Origin of the sequence: Kribbella sp. NPDC051586, assembly GCF_044453965.1 — a bacterium.
Taxonomy (GTDB): domain Bacteria; phylum Actinomycetota; class Actinomycetes; order Propionibacteriales; family Kribbellaceae; genus Kribbella.
Map to the genome: position 1 here is coordinate 18,786 of NZ_JBITDF010000003.1, position 18,631 is coordinate 37,416.

The following is an 18,631-nucleotide window of genomic DNA, read 5'->3' on the forward strand; positions in this document are numbered from 1 at the left end:
CCGTCCGGCGCGCGACGGTTGGGCGGTCGGAAACACTGATGAGGGGGTAATGAGATGAACAAGTTCGGGTTGGTTCTGCTCGGACTACTCGGTGTGGCGGATCTGGCCACACCGCTGATGACGGACGGGGACCACCCGCCGATGAGTATCGCCATCGGCGCGGCGGCGCTCGGGCTGGCCAGCCTGGTGCTGGTGGGGCTCGCGTGGCGGGGGAAGCGGGGGGCGCTGGTTCCGCTGATCACCCTGCGGATCGCGTCCGCACTGCTCGCGGTGCCGGCGTTCTTCGCCTCCGACGTACCCGCAGCCGCGGTCGCCGCGGCAGGCGTCGGCGTCGGCGCAACGATCGTCGGTGTCGTGGCGGTGCTGCTGCCGCGGCGTGAGTTGGCAGGTGCGCGATGACGCAGACACTGACGCCTACGACGCACGCGGACATCCGGCCGCTCTGGCGATGGACAGCCGCGCTGATCCTGCCGATCGGCCCCGCGGCGGTGGCCCTGCTCCGGTACTTCCTGCCGTACAACACGACCGACGACGTACCGACCATCGTCAACAAGATCGTCGGCAACCTCGATCGCAGTTCGCTCGTGCTGTGGCTCGGCTACATCGCGTTCCTGACGCTGGTTCCGGCCGTGTACTTCGTCGGCCGCCTGACGCGTCGCAGTACGCCGTGGCTGACCGCGGTCGCGGTGGTCCTGATGATCGCCGGGTACCTGTCCTTGCCGTGGACCGCGGCGAGCGACGTGTTCACCTGGTCCGCGGGGACGGCGGGACTCGATCCGGCCTCGATCGCGAAGGCCGCCGACGTCACGCACGGCTCGATGAACGTGGCCGGCTTCGCGTTCGTGATCGGTCACGTCCTCGGCACGATCCTGCTCGGCATCGCGATGTGGCGGGCCCACGTCGGGCCGCGCTGGGCCGCGATCGCGGTGATCGTCTCGCAGCCGATCCACTTCGTGGCCGCGGTCATCGTCAGCAGTCACACGCTCGACCTGATCGGCTGGGGTCTGCAGGCCGCCGGATTCGCCGCGGTGGGGTGGGCGATCCTCCGGATGCGTGACGACGAGTGGCAGCCGCTGCCATGAGGCCGGACGGGGCCGGGTTCGTCACGGAGCGCGGCAGTTTCCGGGCCGCGCACGTGGCCCGGCAGAACATCGACCGCCAGGCGTTCATCCTGGACCAGATGGCGGCCCGGCCCGCCGTACATGCACTGAAGTCCTGGGCGCTCGACCAGCTCGCGCCGACCGCGGGGGAGGCGGCGGTCGACGTCGGCTCGGGCACTGGTGAGGACGTGGTCGCGCTCCACAAGTTCGGCGCCAGGGCGATCGGCGTGGAGCCGAGCCCGGGTCTGCGAGCCGAGGCGGTACGGCGAGCGGCCGGCGTGGACGTCGAGTATGTGGACGGCCAGGCGGAGATGCTGCCCTTCGACGACGAGTCGGTCGACATACTGCGGTCCGAGCGAGTGCTGCAGCACGTCGACGATCCCGCCGCGGTCGTCAAGGAGATGGCACGTGTATTGCGACCCGGTGGGCGGATCGCGTTGATCGACACCGACTGGGGTACGGCGATCATCCACCCGGCGGATCCCGACGTACTGCAGCGGATGGTCGGCTACTTCCTGCGCGAGTCGGCGAACCCGTACTCCGGTCGTCAGCTGCGCGGTCTGCTCGCCGACGCGGGACTCGAGATCACGGGGGAGACCGCCGCGACGTGGCTGGAGCCGCAAGAGGGTGCGCGGCAAGGGTTCGTCGGCATGATGCACCTGACCTCGTTGCAGGCCGGCGTCATCACACCTGAAGAGGCCGAGGCCTTCGCGAAAACCCTCGGTGAAGCAGCCGATCGCGGCGCCTTCCACATGTCTCTGACGATGTACGCCGTCAGCGCGATCAAACCCCGTGCTGTGTAGAGCGTCGCGGCCGTCGTCACGAAGGCGACGACACCCGCCCGCGCCATCCGGCTCATACCGTCAAGTCTGCCGTCGTCTCCACCGAAGACCGCGAAAGTTCCGGCAACGATTGTGGCCGCCATTGCACGATCAGTACGGCGGACAGCACCAGCGCGCCGCCGATCCACTGCGTCGCGCTGAGCTGCTCGCCGAACACCAGGGCCGCCGCGGCGACCGTCACGACGGGCTCGAAGATCGACAGGATCGACGCGACCGACGGGCCGACGCGCGCCATCCCGGCGAAGAACAGCAGGATCGCGGCGACCGTGCTGATCAACGCCACTGCCGCCAGCCACAGCCAGCCGATGGGCGCGAAACCTAGATCGAAGCCACGAAAGAGCCCAAGGACCAGAAAGGTGCCGAAGGCCCCCGTGCACACGAGCGCGGTCAACGCCAGCGGAGGCACATCGGCAGTCAGCGAATCGCCCACGAGGATGTACCCGGTGTAAACGATTGGTGCACCCAACGCCAGCAGCACGCCGAGCAGGTCGAACCGACCGGCCAGCGCCCCACTGAGCACCAGCCCGATCCCGATCAGCGCGATCGCCAGCGCCCCCACGCGCCGGCGCGACGCTCGCTCCCGCCGCAGCGCGATCGCCGCGACCATCACGAGAATCGGGTACAGGTACAGGATCAGCGCGACCAGCGATGCATCCATCCGGGCCAGCGCGGAGAAGTACAGGCCGGACTGCGCGGCGTACCCGAATACGCCCATGCCCAGCCCGGTCAGCACCGCGCGCCGCGGCAAGTTGCGCAGCGAACCGCGGGCCAGCGCGATCGTCAGCAGCAGTCCGCCGGCCAGGCCGAAACGGACGAGCAACAGCGCGTCCACCGACACGCCCGCGTCGTACGCGAGCTTGCCGAACACGGCCATGACCCCGAAGGCGGCGGCGGAGAGAAGGCAGAAGAGGCGTCCCACGACGTCGATGGTCAGACCAGTAGACCGTTCACGTCCATCGCGGCTTCACGGACGACATCGTGAAGCTAAGCTGAACGAATGATGGATCTGCATCGGTTGCGACTGCTGCGCGAGGTCCACGGTCGCGGCACCGTTCACGGCGCGGCGCGAGCGCTCGGCTATTCGCCCAGTGCCGTCTCCCAGCAGTTGGCCGTCCTGGAGCGCGAGGCCGGTACGCCGCTGCTCGAGCGCGTCGGCCGCAACGTCAGGCTCACCGCCGCGGGGCAGGTCCTCGTGCGGCACGCGACCGCTCTGCTGGACGGAGTCGAGGCGGCCGAGGCGGAGTTGGCCGCGGTCGCCGCGGGTCGAGTCGCCGGCGTTGTCCGCGTCGCCGCGTTTCAGTCGGCCTTCATCCGGGTCGTCGCACCGGCCATCCGCAGCCTCGCCGCCGCACATCCCGACATCCGGGTCGAGGCCGCCGAGCTCGAGGTCGAGCAGGCTGCACCCGCGCTCCGGTTGCAGCAGTTGGACGTGATGGTCGGCGACGAGTACGACGGCCAGCCGCGCGCCGTACACACCGATCTCCTCCGCGAGCATCTGCTCCGCGAGCACATCCGCGTCGTACTTCCGGAAGACCATCCCGAGGCCGCGGCCGACCGTGTCCCGATCGCTCAGCTCGCCGACCTGCCCTGGGCGGCCTGCCAGCCGGGTACGGGGCATCGCGAGATGCACGTCCGCGTCTGCCGCGAGCTCGGCGGGTTCGAACCCGATCTCCGCTACAGCTCCGACGACTTCCTGATCCTGCTCGAACTCGTCCGTACGACGGGCGCCGGCGCACTCCTCCCGGACCTGGTCCTCGGCCAAGGCGCACCCGGCGTCGCCGTACGACTGCCGGCCGAAGGAGCTGTCGGACGAACGGTCTTCCTACTCACCCGCCGGACCCGAACGCCGGCCGTCGCAGCGGTCGCGGATGCGCTGACGGAGGCCGCTGGCCGAGCCACGCCAGACCTGTGAGGGTGTCAGTCGTCGGCTTGTACTCGCACGCCTCGACTCCCTGATACCGAGCATCGAGACGTTCCCGCTCAGCTCGCGGCCGCGGTACTCCACGTCCGGAGGCTAAGACCGCTCTTGCCAGTCGTGCATTCTTGTCTAACAATCTTCGCCATGGACAACTGGGCTTCGACCGCGACCCGTTGGGCCCAGATCACCCTGGCCGAGGACGATCCCGCACACTTCGACGCGGACTTCTGGCTCCGGCTGATGCGCGACAGCAGGTCCAACGCGACCTGCATCAGCGCCGGCGGGTACATCGCCTACTACCCGACCCAGATCGAGTACCACCACCGCAGCAAGTACCTCGCCGGCACCGACCCGTTCGGCACGCTCGTCGAAGGGGCCCGCGGCCTCGGCATGAGCGTGATGGCCCGCGTCGATCCGCACGCGGTCCATGCCGACGCGGCGGAGGCGCACCCGGAGTGGCTGGCGCGCGACCGCGACGGCACCCCGATCGAGCATTGGGCGTACCCAGGCGTCTGGCTGACGTGCGCCTTTACGCCGTACCACCGGGACTTCCTCACCGAGGTCATCCGCGAGATCGTCCGCGAGTACGACGTGGACGCGGTCTTCGCGAACCGGTGGGAGGGGTATTTCGGGATCTCGTACAGCGAGGGCGCGCGGAAGTCGTTCCGGGACGAGGCCGGTCTCGATTTGCCGCTCGAGGAGCACGGCGACGGCTGGCCGGAGTACCTCGCCTGGCGGCGCCGGCGGCTGGGTGAACTGGTCGGCATCTGGGACCGGGCCGTCCGGGATCTCCGGCCGCACGCACGGTTCGTGCCGAATCTGGGCGCGCTGGCGGCCCGCGATCTGGACCTGCCCGAGCCGGTCGCGCCGCTGTTCGTCGTCGACAAGCAGGGCCGGCACGGGATCGAGGCGCCGTGGGCGGCCGGCCGGGCCGGCAAGCGCAACCGCGGCGTGTACCCGGATCGGCCGGTGCAGCTGATCACGTCGGTCGGGCCGGAGCACAAGTACCGCTGGAAGGACTCGGTCGCGCCGGCCGAGGAGACGAGGACCTGGATCGTCGACGGGTTCGCGCAGGGCGCGTTGCCGTGGTTCACGAAGTTCAACGCGACCATCCAGGATCGCCGCTGGGTCCAACCGGTCGTCGAGGCGTTCAACCTGCACGCGACGGTCGAGCCGGTCCTGCGCGACCTGCGGATCACCGCCGAGGTCGCCCTGCTCGACGCGACCCGGACCGGGCAACTGCGGGCCGGAGACAACGATCACGACGACGGCTTCTACCAGGCGCTGGTCGAGGCACGGATCCCGTTCGAGTTCGTCTCCGACCAGGTCATGACGCCGGATCGACTACGCGCCTTCAAGGTGATCGTGCTCGCAAACGCGGAGCAGTTGAGCGACGGGCAGTGCGCGATCCTCCGCTCGTACGTCGAGGGCGGCGGCTCGCTGGTGGCGGCGTACCAGAGCTCGTTGTACGACGAGCATGGGGCGGCGCGCTCCGACTTCGGGCTCGGCGACGTGCTCGAGGTGCACCTCACCGACAAGAGCCGTCCGGTACAGAACAACTACATCGCGCTGATGGATGCGCATCCGTTGAGCGCAGGCTTCGACGGCGCGACCCGGATCATTGGCGGCACCCACATCATCGGCGTCGAGTCGGACGCGGCGGCGCCGTTCCGGTTCATCCCGGACTTCCCGGATCTGCCGATGGAGGAGGTGTACCAGCGGGAGGCGCCGGACAAGCCTGCCGTGGTCTGCACCGAGAACGCTCGCGGCGGGCGGACGGTCTACTTCGCGTTCAACGTCGGCGCGATCTTCTGGGAAGCGCTGCAGTCCGACCACGGACGCCTGATCGCGAACGCTGTCTCGTGGGCGCTCGGCACGGCGCCGGACGTGACAGTCGAGGGTGCCGGGTTGGTGGATGTCGCTGTTCATCAAGGCGAATCGTGCAGGGCAGTTGCCTTGGTCAACCTCACCAATCCGATGGCGATGCGTGGGCCGATCCGGGAGACCTTGCCGTTGCCGCCGCAGACCGTGTCGATCGCCGTACCGACGGATCAGGTGAAGGTCCGGCTGCTGGTGGCCGGGGTCGACGTCGAGCCGATCGTCGTCGATGGCCGGGCCGAGGTGGTGGTCCCGACAGCGGGGCTGCTCGAGGTCGTCCAGGTGGATTGGAGTGAGGCATGAGGATCGGGTTCATCGGCCTTGGCGTGATGGGGCGTCCGATGGTCGACAATTTGCTTGCCGCCGGCCACGAACTCTCGGTGTACCGCGGGCGGACCGACGTCGACGCGTACGTGTGCGGATCGGCGAAGGAGGTGGCCGAGCGGTCGGAGGTCGTGATCCTGATGGTGCCGGACACACCCGATGTCGAGTCGGTCCTGTTCGCGCCGGGCGGCGTGGCCGAGGGTCTGCAGCCGGGCTCGCTGGTGATCGACATGAGCTCGATCTCGCCGACGGCGACGCTCGGGTTCGCGCAGCTGATCGAGAAGCTCGGCTGCGAGTACCTCGACGCGCCGGTGTCGGGTGGGGAGGTCGGCGCGCGAGCCGGGACGCTGACGATCATGGTCGGCGGGCGGCCCGCGGTCTTCGAGCGGGCCCGGCAGATCTTCGACGTACTCGGGAAGAACGTCACCTTGATCGGCGGCGCCGGTGCGGGACAGACGGCGAAGGTCGCGAACCAGATCATCGTTGGGTTGACCATCGAAGCGGTGGCCGAGGGGCTGCTGTTCGCGGAGCGGGCAGGTGCGGATCCGGACGTCGTCCGGCGGGCGCTGATGGGCGGGTTCGCGAGTTCGCGGATCCTCGAGGTGCACGGCGAGCGGATGGTTCAGGAGACGTTCGAGCCGGGCTTCCGGATCCGGTTGCACCGCAAGGATCTCCGGCTGGCGATCCAGGCCGCGGCCGAGCTCGACCTCGCGCTGCCCAACACCGCTGCCACGCAGCAGCTGATGAACGCGGCGGTCGCCGACGGGGACGGCGAACTCGACCACTCCGCTCTCTATCGGACATTGCGCCGGGACAGGATCTGAGGTCTTGCGATGATTGTTGTTGTAGGCAAGGAGAATCCGGCGTACGTCGAGGCGGCCGGCGACGTCGCGGTGCGGTTCGTCGACTCGCTGGACGACGCGGCGGAGTTCTTCGGCGAGCTGGAGGCGGTGGTCGGGCATGTGTCGCCCGAGGTGCTGGCGAAGACGCCGAAGTTGCGCTGGGTGCACAGCCCGTCCGCGGGTGTCGACTCGGATCTCACGCCCGAGATGCGCGCGTCGCCGGTCGTCCTCACGTCGAGTGCGGGCAACGGTGGGATCCCGCTCGCCGAGCACTCGATCCTGCTGATGCTCATGCTGAGTCGCGACGTACCGCGGTGGATGCGCGCGCAGGCCGAGCACCGGTGGGACCACTACCGGCACGGCGAACTGGCCGGGCGCACCGTCGGCATCTACGGCCTCGGCAACTCGGGTATCGACCTCGCGCAGAAGGCGAAGGCGTTCCACATGCGGACCCTCGGCGTACGGCGTCGTCCGGACCAGCCGTCGCCGTACGTGGACGAGCTGTGCGATCTCGATCAGCTGCTCGCGGAGTCCGACTTCGTCGTCGTGACTGTGCCGCGGACGCCGACGACGGCCGGCGTCTTCGATCGGGACGCGTTCGCGCGGATGAAGTCGTCGGCGTACTTCATCTGCATCTCGCGCGGCGGGATCGCGGACGACGACGCGCTGCTGGAGGCGTTGCGGTCGGGGCAGATCGCGGGCGCGGGCCTGGACGCGCACGGTGTGGAGCCGTTGCCGCCGGAGAGCCCGTTCTGGTCGCTGCCCAACGTCATCGTCACGCCGCACAACGGGGCGACGAGCGACGGCAATCTGCGCCGCTCGCAGGAGATCGTTGCCGACAACATCCACCGGTTCGTCGACGACAAGCCGCTGCACAATGTCGTTGACAAGGTCCACGGTTACTAGGCCAGTACACTTGCCAGACCAGTTTTCTAGAGGGGGTGTCGTGGGCACCGAAGCGCGCCTGGAACTCGGACCGTCCTCGCTGACCGACGCACTCTACGAGTCGATCCGCAAGCGGATCGTGAACGGCGAGATCCCGCAGGGGGAGAAGCTCACGGAGGTCCGGTTGGCCACGGAGTACAACGTGGCCCGCCCGACCGCCAAGGCGGCACTGGAGCGGCTCACGGCACTCGGCCTGCTGCGGCGTACGGCGCACAAGACCGCCGTCGTCCCGGTGCTCGACCAGGCCGAGATCCGCGACCTGTTCTTCAGCCGGATCACGATCGAGCAGGCGGCGGTGTCGGCGCTCGCCGCGACCGGTGAGGTGCCGGCCGACGCGGCGCGTGCCCAGGTCGCGATCGAGTACGCCGCGCGCGACCGCCTGTTCGAGAACCAGGTCGACGCGGATATCGCCTTTCACACGGCGCTGGTCGCCGCGGTCGGCAGCCGGCGACTGTCCCGGATGCACGAGCTGATCATCGGCGAGGTGCACCTCTCGATGGGGCAGTACAAGGCCCACCGGAAGGTTGATCCGTCCACCGTCGCCTCCGAGCACGCCGCCGTACTGGAGGCCATCGCCGCCGGCGATGCGACTGCGGCCGCGGAGTACATGGCACACCACCTCGAGCAGGCCGAAGCCCGCCTGCTCAGCACAGTGCCCCAGGAGTAGCACAGTGCCCCAGGAGTAGTCAGACGAGATCGTGGCGGAGCAGCACGGTCCGGTTGTCGAACGAGCGGGTCGCCGCCAGGCGGAGGTTGCGGCGGTCGGTGGGCTGGTGGACGGGCTTGCCGCCGCCGAGGATCACCGGGTGCACGATCACGTGGTACTCGTCGACCAGTCCGAGCTCGGTCAGCGCGGCGGCCACGCTCGCGCTGCCCGTCAGCAGGATGTCCTTGCCGGGCTCGTCCTTGATCGCCTTGATCTCGGCCGGGGTACGGACGATGCGGGTGTCCCAGTCGGCGCTCTCCAGGGTCTTCGAGAGCACGACCTTCGGCGTACTGCGCCAGACCGGTGCGAACTGGATCGCGTGCTCGTCCGGGTTCATCGACTCGGCGTTCGGCCAGTACGACGACATCATGTTCCAGACGGTCCGCCCGTACAGGAAGAGGTCGGCGCGCTCGGTCAGGCTCATCGAGTAGTCGCCGAGCTCGGGGCCGAGCTGCGCCCAGTCGAACTCGCCGTTCGGGCCCTCGATGAAGCCGTCGAGTGATTGGTGCACGTAGTACATGATCTTCCGCATGATGTCCTCCGGGTGATGGCTGCTTGTGCCTCTTGGTCGTCACCGAGCGGCAAGCCTTGACATCCTTTCCCGGGATTGACGAAATCGGTTCCGCTTGGGAGTGTCGGGGGTGAACGGGCGGGTCTGGGGGAGGGCCGGCTGCCCGTCGGGGTTCAGACGCTCTCTGGGGTGAGGTTCGCGCTGCACTCGACGACGACCGGTCTGCGCGGTATGCGCGGTGCGGGTTCGCACGTGCGTGCCGATCTGCGACAGGCGACAGTTCGGGGAGCGGACATGAGTGCGATAGAGGACCTGCGGGAACGCACCAGAGGACAGGTCTTCACGGCAGGTGACGAGGGGTACGACGTGGCTCGCCGCGTCAACAACTGGATGCACGACAAGCGGCCGCAGGTGGTCGTCCGGTGTGAGAACGCCGGTGACGTGATGGCGGCCATCGACTACGCACGGACCAACGACCTGGAGCTGGCGGTTCGCGGCGGCGGGCACAGCGTGCCGGGGTTCGGCACGGTCGATGACGGGCTCGTCGTCGATCTGAGCGGGATGCGCGGCGTCCGGGTCGATCCGGTGAACCGGACCGCGCGGGCCGGCGGCGGCGCGACATGGGGCGACTTCAACGCGGCCACGCACGCGTTCGGGCTGGCCACGACCGGCGGCATCATCTCGACCACAGGCGTCGGCGGGCTGACGCTGGGCGGCGGGATCGGGTACCTGGCCCGCGGCCTCGGGTTGTCCTGCGACAACCTGATCTCGGCCGACGTGGTGACCGCGGACGGGAAGTTCGTGATCGCGAGCGAGAAGGACAACGAGGACCTGTTCTGGGCCTTGCGTGGTGGCGGCGGCAACTTCGGCGTGGTGACCGCGCTGGAGTACCGGCTGGCGCCGGTGTCGATGATCTACGGCGGCCCGATGTTCTTCGAGCTGTCCGACGCGGCAGCTGTGCTGACGGGCTTCCGGGAGCTGATCAAGGACGCGCCCGAGCAGCTCGGCGGGTTCCCGGCGTTCCAGATCGCGCCGCCGCTGCCGTTCATCCCGGAGAACCGGCACGGCGAGCCGTTCGCCGCGATCGTCGGCTGCTGGGCCGGCGACCTCGACGAGGGCGAGGCGCAGATCTCGAAGTTCCGCGAGTTCGCGCCGGTGATGGCCGAGATGGTCGGACCGATGCCGTACCCCGCGCTGAACGGCGCGTTCGACGCGCTGGTGCCGGCCGGCCTGCAGCACTACTGGAAGGCGAACTTCGTCACCGAGCTGACCGACGAGGCGATCCAGGCGCACCTGCGGCACGCGCCCGGCCTGCCGGCGGTGAACTCGACCGTGCACATCTACCCGATCAACGGCGCCTGCCACCGGGTCACCCCGGACGCGACGGCGTTCGCCTACCGCGACGCGAACTTCGCCACGGTGATCGCCGGCATGTGGCCGGACCCGGCGCAGAACGAGGCCGGGATCGAATGGGTGCGTTCGTACTACGACGATGTCGCGCCGCACTCCGAGGCCGGCGGGTACATCAACTTCATGGCCGAGGACGACCAGGGCAGGATCCGGGAGAACTACAAGCAGAACTACGACCGGCTGGTCGAGGTCAAACGCAAGTACGACCCGGGCAACGTGTTCCATCTCAACCAGAACATCGTGCCCTAGGCAACTGACAGGGTGCGGCCGGTACGTCGTCGTACCGGCCGCACCCTGGGCTTTGTCAGAGGGTCAGCAGGCGCTGGAAGAACGCGCGGTACCGCTGCAGGGCCGAGCGCAGGTCCTCGGTCGACGGCTCGCCGCCGGACCACTGCTGTTCCAGACCCTGGTGCTGGCGGTCGAAGGTGTCCGACAGGGCCTTCAGCACGTCGTCGACCAGGCTGTCGGCCTCGGTGACGGCCTTGCGCGGGTCGTCGACGAATCCCTGCTGGATGACCTCCCAGCGAGCGCGGTAGTCGACGGCCGAATCCTCGGCCACCAACGGCTCGTCACCCGTCGGCGTGGCTGTCATGGCGTCCTCGGTACGACTTGCCGACCGGTCGTCAGCCATCCGGTCGCCAGTCACGCGGTCGTCGGCCATCCGGTCATCTGCCATCCGGTCGTCAGCCATGCGGTCGTCGAGTGCGGAGTCGTCGAGTGCGTTGTCGTCGCGGGCGGCGTCGGCGCGTCCCATGCCGTCCCGGGTGGTGTCGTCGAGTTCGGTGTCGTAGCGGCGGTCGTCTGGCGTGGTCATGCTTGCTCCTCGGCATTCGTCGGGCGGGAGTGGTGATCGGCGCTGTCGTGCAACAGCGCGTCGACCAGTTGGCCGTAGGCGGTGACCGCCTGGCGCAGGTCCTCGGTGCCGGCCTCGCCACGGGAGTCGGCGACGGCGACCCGGTGCGCGTCGCGATAGTGCGCGGCCACCTCGGGGTGGTCGACCGAGATGTCGTTGACCCGTTGGTCGAAGTCGTCGACGGGATAGCCGGACTCGCGCATCATCCGCAGTACGAGCCGGTCGGCCTCGGCCACCGCGCTCGCGGGGTGATCGACGAAGCTCTGCCGGATGTCGGCCCACTCCGCCTCGTACGCCGCGGCGGATCCCCGGCTCAGCGGGCTGATCTCGAGCCGCGACACGCGCCGCTCGCGCCCGCGCAGTTCGCGTTCCGCGCTGCGCCGGTCTCCCGACTCCTCGACGGTGTGTTCGTACTCCGAGCCGAACCGCTGCTGCAGTTCACCCGAGCGTCTGCGCTGGTACATGAACAGCAGCGCCGCCGCCGCGAGTACCACGACGACGATGATCACGATGGTCAGGACGGTACCCATCAGAACTCCAAGTCCGATTGGCTGTACGGACCCGCGATCGCGCAAGCCGGCGATCGCAAGACCCCTTGGCAGACGGTCCCCAGCGCCGCCTCACATCCCCCGTGGGCCGTCCGGTACCCACCACTTTCGGAGCCAAGCATCCGGCCGGCACACCTTTGTCGAGGTGTGCCGGCCGGAGGGGTACGCCGGGTCTCAGGCCTTCGGGGCGAGCTTGTGGACGACGATGCCGGACTTGAACGTCGTCGTACCGAGCAGTTCGAGATGGGTAAGCGCGATCCCGTCGCCGCGGAACATGTTCTCGCCGTCGGCGACCACCGGGAAGATCCAGAAGTGGTACTCGTCGACGAGCTTGTTCTCCAGCAGCGTCTTCGAGAACGACCCCGTGCCGTACTTGATCAGGTCCCCGCCGTCGGACTCCTTGAGCTTCCGGACGGCCTCGGCCGCGTCTCCCTCGAGCGGCTGGGCGTTCCACTTCCACTCCGTCACCGTGCGAGTGGCGACGTACTTCGGCATCGCGTTGAAGTGGTCCGTGAACGGGTCCCCGCCGCGCTGCATCCACGCGTCCGCGAAGCCTTCGTACGTGACGCGGCCGAGCACCTGTGCGTCGACGCCTTCCATCAGGCCCTGCGAGTACGCCGCGTGCTCGTCGTCCCAGTACGGCGGGCTCCAGCGCTGCGGGTCGTCGATGACGCCGTTCAGGGTGACGAACGTGGTTTCGATCAGCTTCCTCATGGGTCTTGTCCTTTCAGGGTTTCAGGATGTGTAAGGACGCCGCGTGCGGGCGTCCCGGAGTGCTTCGGCCCACCAGACGAGCTGGTCGAGCATGAGTTTGGCTTGCGCCTCGTAACCGGCGGAAGGCTTGGGCCAGCCGCCGTCGGTGGTGAACTGCTCCCAGTAGCAGGGCAGTGCGACGGTGTTGCGAATCGTGACGGCCTGGAGTTCGGTGAAGACCTGGCGCAGCTGAGCCGTGGCGTTGCAGCCGCCGCTCTCCCGGCCGTAGCTGACGACTGCGACCGGCTTGGCGTGCCACTCCTCGTAGTACCAGTCCAGCGCGGTCTTCAGTGACGCCGGAAAGCTGCAGTTGATCTCCGGAGTGACAACGGCGAACGCGTCTGCCGCTACGAGCCGCGGAGCCAGTACGGCGACCTGTGCCGGCGTCTCGTCGTCGGTGTCAGGCAGGATCGTCGGCAGGTCCGCGGCCTGGAGGTCGAGGACGTCGACCTCGAACTGCTTGGCCGCCTGCTGTGCCAGCCAGTCCGCCACGATCGGTCCGAACCGGCCACGCCGGGTGCTGCCGATGATCACTGCTAGTCGCATCGTCCTGCCTCCTTCCGTCTGAGTCAGACTCTGCCGGAACCCGTTTACGGTTTCTTTCCGGTCCTTCGACTGCAGCCGGAATAAGGTGCCTTCATGCGTTTCGGGGTGCTCGGACCGGTGACGGCGTGGACGGACGCGGGAACACCTGTGGTCGTCCAAGGCCTGAAGGTGCGTGCCCTGCTGGCCGACCTGCTCGTACACGAGGGGCGTCCGGTGCCCGCGGATCGGCTCATCGACGACCTGTGGGGTGCGAACGTGCCCGGCAACCCGGCCGGCACGCTGTCTGCCAAGGTGTCTCAGTTGCGGCGGGCTTTCGAGGACGCGGAGCCAGGCAGCCGTTCGCTGGTGCAGTCCGGTCCGGCCGGCTACTCGCTGTCCGTCTCCAGCGCCAACTTCGACGCGCTGCGCTTCGGCGAGCTGGTAGGCGCCGGCTCGCTCGATGAGGCGCTGGCATTGTGGCGCGGACCGGCGTACGCCGACTTTGCGGACAATGCCTTCGCCGAGACGGCCGTGGCCCGGCTCACGGATCTTCGACTCACTGCTCTCGAGCAAGCCGACCTGCCGGTTGTCGACCTCGCAGCCCTCGTCACGGAACACCCGCTGCGCGAAGGCCTGAGGGCCGCGCACATGAAGGCTCTCTACCGTGCCGGTCGTCAGAGCGAGGCCCTGGACAGCTACGCGCAACTGCGGGACCTGCTGCTCGATGAGCTCGGTCTCGACCCCAGCCCCGAGCTGGTCGCCCTGCACCAGTCGATCCTCACGCAGGACCTGCCGCACGCCCGGAACAACCTGCCTGCCGCTTTGAGCGAGTTGATCGGTCGCGACGCTGCTCTGGCGGACGTCAGCGCCAGTCTGGCGGCGTCGCGCCTGATCACCCTGACGGGACCTGGGGGAGTAGGCAAGACGCGGCTAGCTCTGGCCGCTGCCTCTGCCACGGCCGACCGCTTCGCTGACGGCGTTGTGCTCGTCGAGCTCGCAGCCGTCACACCCGATGCGTTGTCGGTCGCCAACTCGCTCACTGACGCTCTGCAAGCCGCGTTGGACCTCCGCGACACCGGAGGCTCGTCTGCGGTCGACCGACTGGCCGCAGTGATGGGGTCGCGGCTACTGGTCCTGGACAACTGCGAACAGGTCATCGAGGACGTTGCTGCGTTGACGGACCGGTTGCTGGCTGCAGCCCCCGGCCTCCGCGTGCTGGCAACGAGCCGGGAGCCGCTCGGACTGGCTGGTGAGGTCGTTTGGAGCGTCCCGCCGTTGGAGGTGCCGCAGCCTTCGCTCAGTCCGGAGGCGGCCGGTGAGTGCAGTGCGGTGCAGCTGTTTGCGACGCGTGCCGCTGCGGCGTCACGTGGTTTTGCACTGACCGACGAGACCGTGGCTGACGTTGCGGTGCTGTGCCGTCGGCTGGACGGGATCCCGTTGGCGTTGGAGCTTGCTGCGACGCGGGTGCGTGCGTTGGGAGTACGTGGACTCGTTGCACGGTTGGACGACCGGTTCCGATTGCTGGCGACAGGTCATCGGGGCGCTGCGCCGCGACAGCAGACCCTGCACGCGATGATCGACTGGAGCTGGGAGCTGCTCGCTCCAGAAGAGCAGTCCGTCCTGCGGCGCCTCGCGGTACACGCAGACGGCTGTACTGCGGAGGCTGCGGCGGCTGTGTGCGGCGAGGACGACGTACTGGATGTCCTGGTGAGACTGGTCGACCGGTCGCTCGTCGTACCTGTCGACGGGACGCGCTTCCGGTTGCTCGAGTCCGTGGCGGCGTACTGCGTCGACAAGCTGCGGACAGCCGGCGAGTTGGAGTCTGTCCATCAGCGGCATCTGTCCTACTACGTGTCGCTGGCTGAGGCGGCGCGCCCCGGGCTGTTCGGAGGTGAGCAGAGTCGATGGTTGCAGTTGCTCGACGAGGACTCGGCCAACTTTCGTACCGCGCTGGATCGAGCTGTGGCGACTGGGCAACTGGACTTGGCTGAACGGCTTGTCGATGCGCTGGCCTGGTACTGGTTCCTGCGTGGGCGTCACGTCGAGGCCATGCGGTCGCTGGAGGCTGTGCCGGGCTCGGCTCGGGCTGGGGCCTGGCGGGCCGGGTACATGTACCTCCTCGGTCATCCCGGCGCTGCCGTGGAGCGGGATCGGTGGGTGGACGCGGCCGATGCGATGGGACTCTGGTGGATCGCCAACGCCGCCAGTGATGCCGGTGACCTCCCGACGTGTGAGTCGATGCTGGACCGGGCCCTGAAGAGGTTCGAGGCCGACGAGGACCCGTGGGGTGTCGCGGCCGTGCTGGCTGCGCGAGCCAAGCACGCGCATGTGCGCGCTGATCTGCCGGCGCTCTACGACAGTGCATGCGAGAGTCGCATCATGTTCCGCTCGCTTGGGGACCGGTGGGGCGTTCTGCAGGCGACTGGTTGGTTCGGAGCGCATGCGGAACTCGTCGGCGACTTCGACGAGGCCGAGCGGCTCCACCTCGAGGGCGTGCAGGCCGCAGAGGAGATCGGACTCTGGCCGGAGGTCGCCAGTGCGCTCGGCATGCTCGGGTGGACGTCGATCCGGCAGGCCCGCTACGAGTCGGCGCGTACGTACGCCGATCGCGCACTGCGGCTGGCTACTGAACAAGGGCAGCGCTCGACGCAGGCACTGGCAGAGCTCGTGCTCGGCTTCGCGGCCCGTCGTACGGGCGCTCTGGACGAGGCGTCGGAGCGGTTGCAGGCGTTGATCGCCGCCGCGCGCCTGCAGAAGGAGTCCGTCCTCTATCTCTCGATCGTCTTGGAGGAGCTCGGGTTCGTCAGGGAGCTCCAGGGCCGTCCGGACGATGCGCTGGAGCTCCATCGGGAGGCCTTCCAGGTCTCGGTGGACTTCGACTCGCTGCGCGGCATGTGCTGGGCGCTGGAGGGGATTGCGGCCTGTCACCCGGACAAGACCCTGGCCGCGGTGTTGCTCGGGTCCGCGGCCACGACCCGGGCATCGGAGAACTACCTGATGGCCGCCACCGAGACCGACGACCTCGACCGGGCCGTCGCTGCCGCTGCTGTGCTGGGCGAGGAGGCGTACGACGCGGCGTACAGGCGCGGCGCCGCCCTGAGCCCGGCCGAGGCCTTCGAGCTTCTCGTCCGCCAGTAGATGTTCTGTAGTTGAGATTATTTGCCTGTCGAAGTAGTTTTGCTCCCGAGCGAACTCCGACAGGTGAAGGTGAACCATGGACTACGGCCACGAGCTGGTCTTCGGCACGTTCCTGACCCCCGCGGTCGACAACCCCGACCGCGTGATCGCGCTGGCCCAGCTGACCGAGCAGGTCGGCCTCGACCTGGTGAGCTTCCAGGACCACCCGTACCAGCCGCGGCTGATGGATGCTTGGACCCTCCTGTCGGTCGTCGCCGCCCAGACCCAGCGGGTGAAGGTGACCACCAACGTGGCCAACCTCCCGCTCCGCCACCCGGTCGTTCTCGCACGCAGCGTCGCGACGCTCGACCTGATCACCGGTGGGCGCGTCGAGCTCGGCCTGGGAGCCGGTGGCTTCCTGGACGCGGTCGCAGCGAACGGCGGGCCGCGGCTGACGACGGGCCAGAGCATCACCGCGCTGGAGGAGGCCATCGCGATCATGCGCGAGGTCTGGACGCCTGGTGGTGGCGGCATCCGGTTGGCCGGCAAGCACTACACGGTCGCCGGAGCCAAGCGCGGTCCAGCTCCGGCGCACGATGTGTCGATCTGGCTGGGCGCGTACAAGCCGCGGATGCTTGCTCTCACCGGGCGGCTCGCGGATGGCTGGCTGCCGAGCAGCGGGTACGCCGGTCCGGACGAGCTGGCCGAGATGAACAAGCTCATCGACGAGGCAGCGCTCGAGGCCGGCCGGGATCCTTCGGCGGTGCGGCGGCTGTACAACATCTCGGGCCGGTTCAACGGGAGCGGCGGCTTTCTGCAGGGGCCGGAGGAGCTGTGGATCGACCAGCTCGCCGAGCTGACCGTGGGCGAGGGGATGAGCACCTACATCCTCGCCTCCGACGACCCTGACGACATCCGGCGGTTCGCCGAGGTGGCGGCAGGCGTTCGAGAGGCGGTTGACGCCGCTCGTCGTACGCCGACCGAGGCGGTGCACCGGACTGCTGCTCCTGCGGGCGGTTTTGGCGTGGTCCCGACACCGCCTCCGGCTGCCAAGCGCAGCGCCGTACAGCTGCTGGACGAGTCTGAGCGACCGACGGGTCCGGCGCAGGACCCGTCGCGGACCTACACGCCGTACCAGCTGCAGTCCGGCCAGCATCTGATCGACGTACACGACCATCTGCGCGCTGAGCTCGAGCAGGTGCGCGATCTGGTCGAGCAGGTCGCCGCGGGCACGCTGGGCGTTGGCGCGGCGCGCTCGGCGATCAACACGATGACGATGCGACAGAACAACTGGACCCTCGGCACGTACTGCGAGTCCTACTGCCGTCTGGTCACCACGCACCACTCGATCGAGGACGCCTCACTCTTCCCGCATCTTCGCCGGGCCGACCCTGCGCTGGTCCCGGTCGTCGACCGGCTGCAGGAGGAGCACAAGATCATCCACGACGTACTCGAAGGTGTCGACAAAGCCCTTGTCGCATTGGTTGACGGGTCAGGCGGCATCGACGGGCTGCGTGCCGCCGTCGACCTGCTCGACGACACGCTGCTCTCGCATCTGTCCTACGAGGAACGCGAACTGGTCGAGCCGCTCGCACGACTCGGGGTGCTCTAGCTACTTCGCCTCGCCCAGGAGTGAGGCGAGGATGTCGAGGAGGCGGAGGGTCGGCACCTCGCCCAGCAGCCGGGCCGCGCTCGTCGGCGGCTCCGCGATCAGGCGGACCTGCAGCAGCTTGAAGTCGCGGACGTTGGCCGGGTTGACCAGGTCGTCGCGGACGGCGGACAGGAACTCGGATCCGGCCGACGCCGTGCCGTACGTCATCCGGATGAAGCTGTCGGTCACGGGGTAGAGGAAGGGCCGCTTCAGGTGCAGCAGCTTGGACTTCTTGGCGTGCCCGAACCCGCGGTGACCGGTGAACTTGTCGTCCAGCGCCATCGCGGCCTCGAACAGGTCGCTGCCGCGCGCCGCGTCCTCCAGCCGCGCGTCGACCGGGATCGCGGCGAACTCCTTCTCCGCCTCGACCTCGAGCAGCCACGGGATGTCGAGCGCGCGCAGATCGCTGCCGATCACCATCGTCCGGCCGAGGTCCTCGAACGTGACCCGGTTCGGGTCGGAGCCACCGACGGTGGTCATCCCCGGCAGCCCGTCGTAGTACTGCAGCACGGCGCCATTCGTCTCGGCGTACAGCCGCAGCTGCGCGATCGCCTCGTCGACGACGATCTTCCGGGTACCGATGTTCATGAGCCACACCCTCACACTTGTGGTGGCAGACCCGCCAGCGGGCGGACCATCATTCGAACGTTCCTCACACACTGTTTCCGCAGATCGTAGCGACTCCGCGGCCACCTGCACGCCAGGGTC

At 68.6% G+C, this 18,631-nt stretch carries 18 protein-coding genes; 11 read left to right on the plus strand and 7 right to left on the minus strand.

Annotation, left to right across the window (positions count from 1 at the left end; translation table 11 throughout):
• The first annotated feature begins 54 nt into the window (after positions 1-54).
• Genes ACIA58_RS19015 through ACIA58_RS19025 form a run of 3 tightly spaced genes read left to right on the plus strand, consistent with a single transcriptional unit; the run spans position 55 to position 1,903 of the window.
• Positions 55-399 (plus strand): hypothetical protein, encoded by a 345-nt coding sequence (locus ACIA58_RS19015; RefSeq protein ID WP_396405019.1) that lies wholly within the window; start codon positions 55-57, stop codon positions 397-399.
• Positions 396-1,082, plus strand: coding sequence for a hypothetical protein (locus ACIA58_RS19020; protein WP_396405020.1), 687 nt, complete (start codon positions 396-398; stop codon positions 1,080-1,082). Before ACIA58_RS19015 ends, ACIA58_RS19020 begins: the two co-directional genes overlap by 4 nt.
• Entirely contained in the window at positions 1,079-1,903 is an 825-nt protein-coding gene (locus tag ACIA58_RS19025) for a methyltransferase domain-containing protein (RefSeq protein ID WP_396405021.1), read from the plus strand. Before ACIA58_RS19020 ends, ACIA58_RS19025 begins: the two co-directional genes overlap by 4 nt.
• Before the next feature lie 52 nt (positions 1,904-1,955).
• Here ACIA58_RS19025 and ACIA58_RS19030 read toward each other — a convergent pair whose 3' ends face one another.
• Complete coding sequence (locus ACIA58_RS19030) at positions 1,956-2,861, minus strand: DMT family transporter (protein WP_396405022.1); 906 nt, start codon at positions 2,859-2,861, stop codon at positions 1,956-1,958.
• Positions 2,862-2,939: 78 nt separating this feature from the next.
• Here ACIA58_RS19030 and ACIA58_RS19035 point away from each other — a divergent pair, with 78 nt between their 5' ends.
• From ACIA58_RS19035 to ACIA58_RS19055, 5 genes are all read left to right on the plus strand, one after another.
• A complete protein-coding gene (locus tag ACIA58_RS19035; protein WP_396405023.1) occupies positions 2,940-3,854 on the plus strand; it encodes a LysR family transcriptional regulator in 915 nt (304 codons plus the stop codon).
• 150 nt (positions 3,855-4,004) lie between these two features.
• Positions 4,005-6,041 (plus strand): alpha-amylase family protein, encoded by a 2,037-nt coding sequence (locus ACIA58_RS19040; protein ID WP_396405024.1) that lies wholly within the window; start codon positions 4,005-4,007, stop codon positions 6,039-6,041.
• Entirely contained in the window at positions 6,038-6,886 is an 849-nt protein-coding gene (locus ACIA58_RS19045; RefSeq protein ID WP_396405025.1) for a 2-hydroxy-3-oxopropionate reductase, read from the plus strand. The genes ACIA58_RS19040 and ACIA58_RS19045 overlap by 4 nt, the downstream gene beginning before the upstream one ends.
• A 9-nt stretch (positions 6,887-6,895) precedes the next feature.
• Positions 6,896-7,810: a D-2-hydroxyacid dehydrogenase gene (locus ACIA58_RS19050; protein WP_396405026.1), complete on the plus strand. Its 915-nt coding sequence runs from the start codon at positions 6,896-6,898 to the stop codon at positions 7,808-7,810.
• Between the two features lie 40 nt (positions 7,811-7,850).
• A complete protein-coding gene (locus tag ACIA58_RS19055) occupies positions 7,851-8,516 on the plus strand; it encodes a GntR family transcriptional regulator (protein WP_396405027.1) in 666 nt (221 codons plus the stop codon).
• A 19-nt stretch (positions 8,517-8,535) separates the two neighbouring features.
• On the opposite strand, the gene ACIA58_RS19060 is transcribed toward ACIA58_RS19055, so the two are convergent.
• Entirely contained in the window at positions 8,536-9,087 is a 552-nt protein-coding gene (locus ACIA58_RS19060; protein WP_396405028.1) for a dihydrofolate reductase family protein, read from the minus strand.
• A 273-nt stretch (positions 9,088-9,360) separates the two neighbouring features.
• Here ACIA58_RS19060 and ACIA58_RS19065 point away from each other — a divergent pair, with 273 nt between their 5' ends.
• Positions 9,361-10,725, plus strand: a complete 1,365-nt coding sequence (locus tag ACIA58_RS19065; protein WP_396405029.1) for an FAD-binding oxidoreductase — start codon at positions 9,361-9,363, stop codon at positions 10,723-10,725.
• Positions 10,726-10,780: 55 nt separating this feature from the next.
• Here the strand turns inward: ACIA58_RS19065 and ACIA58_RS19070 are convergent, their stop codons facing one another.
• From ACIA58_RS19070 to ACIA58_RS19085, 4 genes are all read right to left on the minus strand, one after another.
• A complete protein-coding gene (locus tag ACIA58_RS19070; protein WP_396405030.1) occupies positions 10,781-11,290 on the minus strand; it encodes a hypothetical protein in 510 nt (169 codons plus the stop codon).
• On the minus strand, positions 11,287-11,859 hold the full coding sequence (locus tag ACIA58_RS19075) for a hypothetical protein (protein ID WP_396405031.1): 573 nt from the start codon (positions 11,857-11,859) through the stop codon (positions 11,287-11,289). The genes ACIA58_RS19070 and ACIA58_RS19075 overlap by 4 nt, the downstream gene beginning before the upstream one ends.
• Positions 11,860-12,051: 192 nt before the next feature.
• Positions 12,052-12,591, minus strand: a complete 540-nt coding sequence (locus ACIA58_RS19080) for a dihydrofolate reductase family protein (RefSeq protein WP_396405032.1) — start codon at positions 12,589-12,591, stop codon at positions 12,052-12,054.
• 21 nt (positions 12,592-12,612) lie between these two features.
• Positions 12,613-13,176 carry an NADPH-dependent FMN reductase gene (locus tag ACIA58_RS19085; RefSeq protein ID WP_396405033.1) on the minus strand — a complete coding sequence of 188 codons (564 nt, stop codon included), beginning with the start codon at positions 13,174-13,176 and terminating at the stop codon, positions 12,613-12,615.
• A gap of 93 nt (positions 13,177-13,269) precedes the next feature.
• On the opposite strand from ACIA58_RS19085, the gene ACIA58_RS19090 reads away from it, so the two are divergent.
• Together ACIA58_RS19090 and ACIA58_RS19095 are read left to right on the plus strand one after the other, a co-directional pair.
• Positions 13,270-16,293, plus strand: a complete 3,024-nt coding sequence (locus ACIA58_RS19090) for a BTAD domain-containing putative transcriptional regulator (RefSeq protein WP_396405034.1) — start codon at positions 13,270-13,272, stop codon at positions 16,291-16,293.
• A 76-nt stretch (positions 16,294-16,369) separates the two neighbouring features.
• The gene (locus ACIA58_RS19095) at positions 16,370-17,884 is read left to right on the plus strand and encodes an LLM class flavin-dependent oxidoreductase (RefSeq protein WP_396405035.1); all 1,515 of its coding nucleotides are present in this window, start codon (positions 16,370-16,372) and stop codon (positions 17,882-17,884) included.
• Here the strand turns inward: ACIA58_RS19095 and ACIA58_RS19100 are convergent, their stop codons facing one another.
• Positions 17,885-18,511: a DUF6308 family protein gene (locus ACIA58_RS19100; RefSeq protein WP_396405036.1), complete on the minus strand. Its 627-nt coding sequence runs from the start codon at positions 18,509-18,511 to the stop codon at positions 17,885-17,887.
• Between the last annotated feature and the right edge of the window lie 120 nt (positions 18,512-18,631).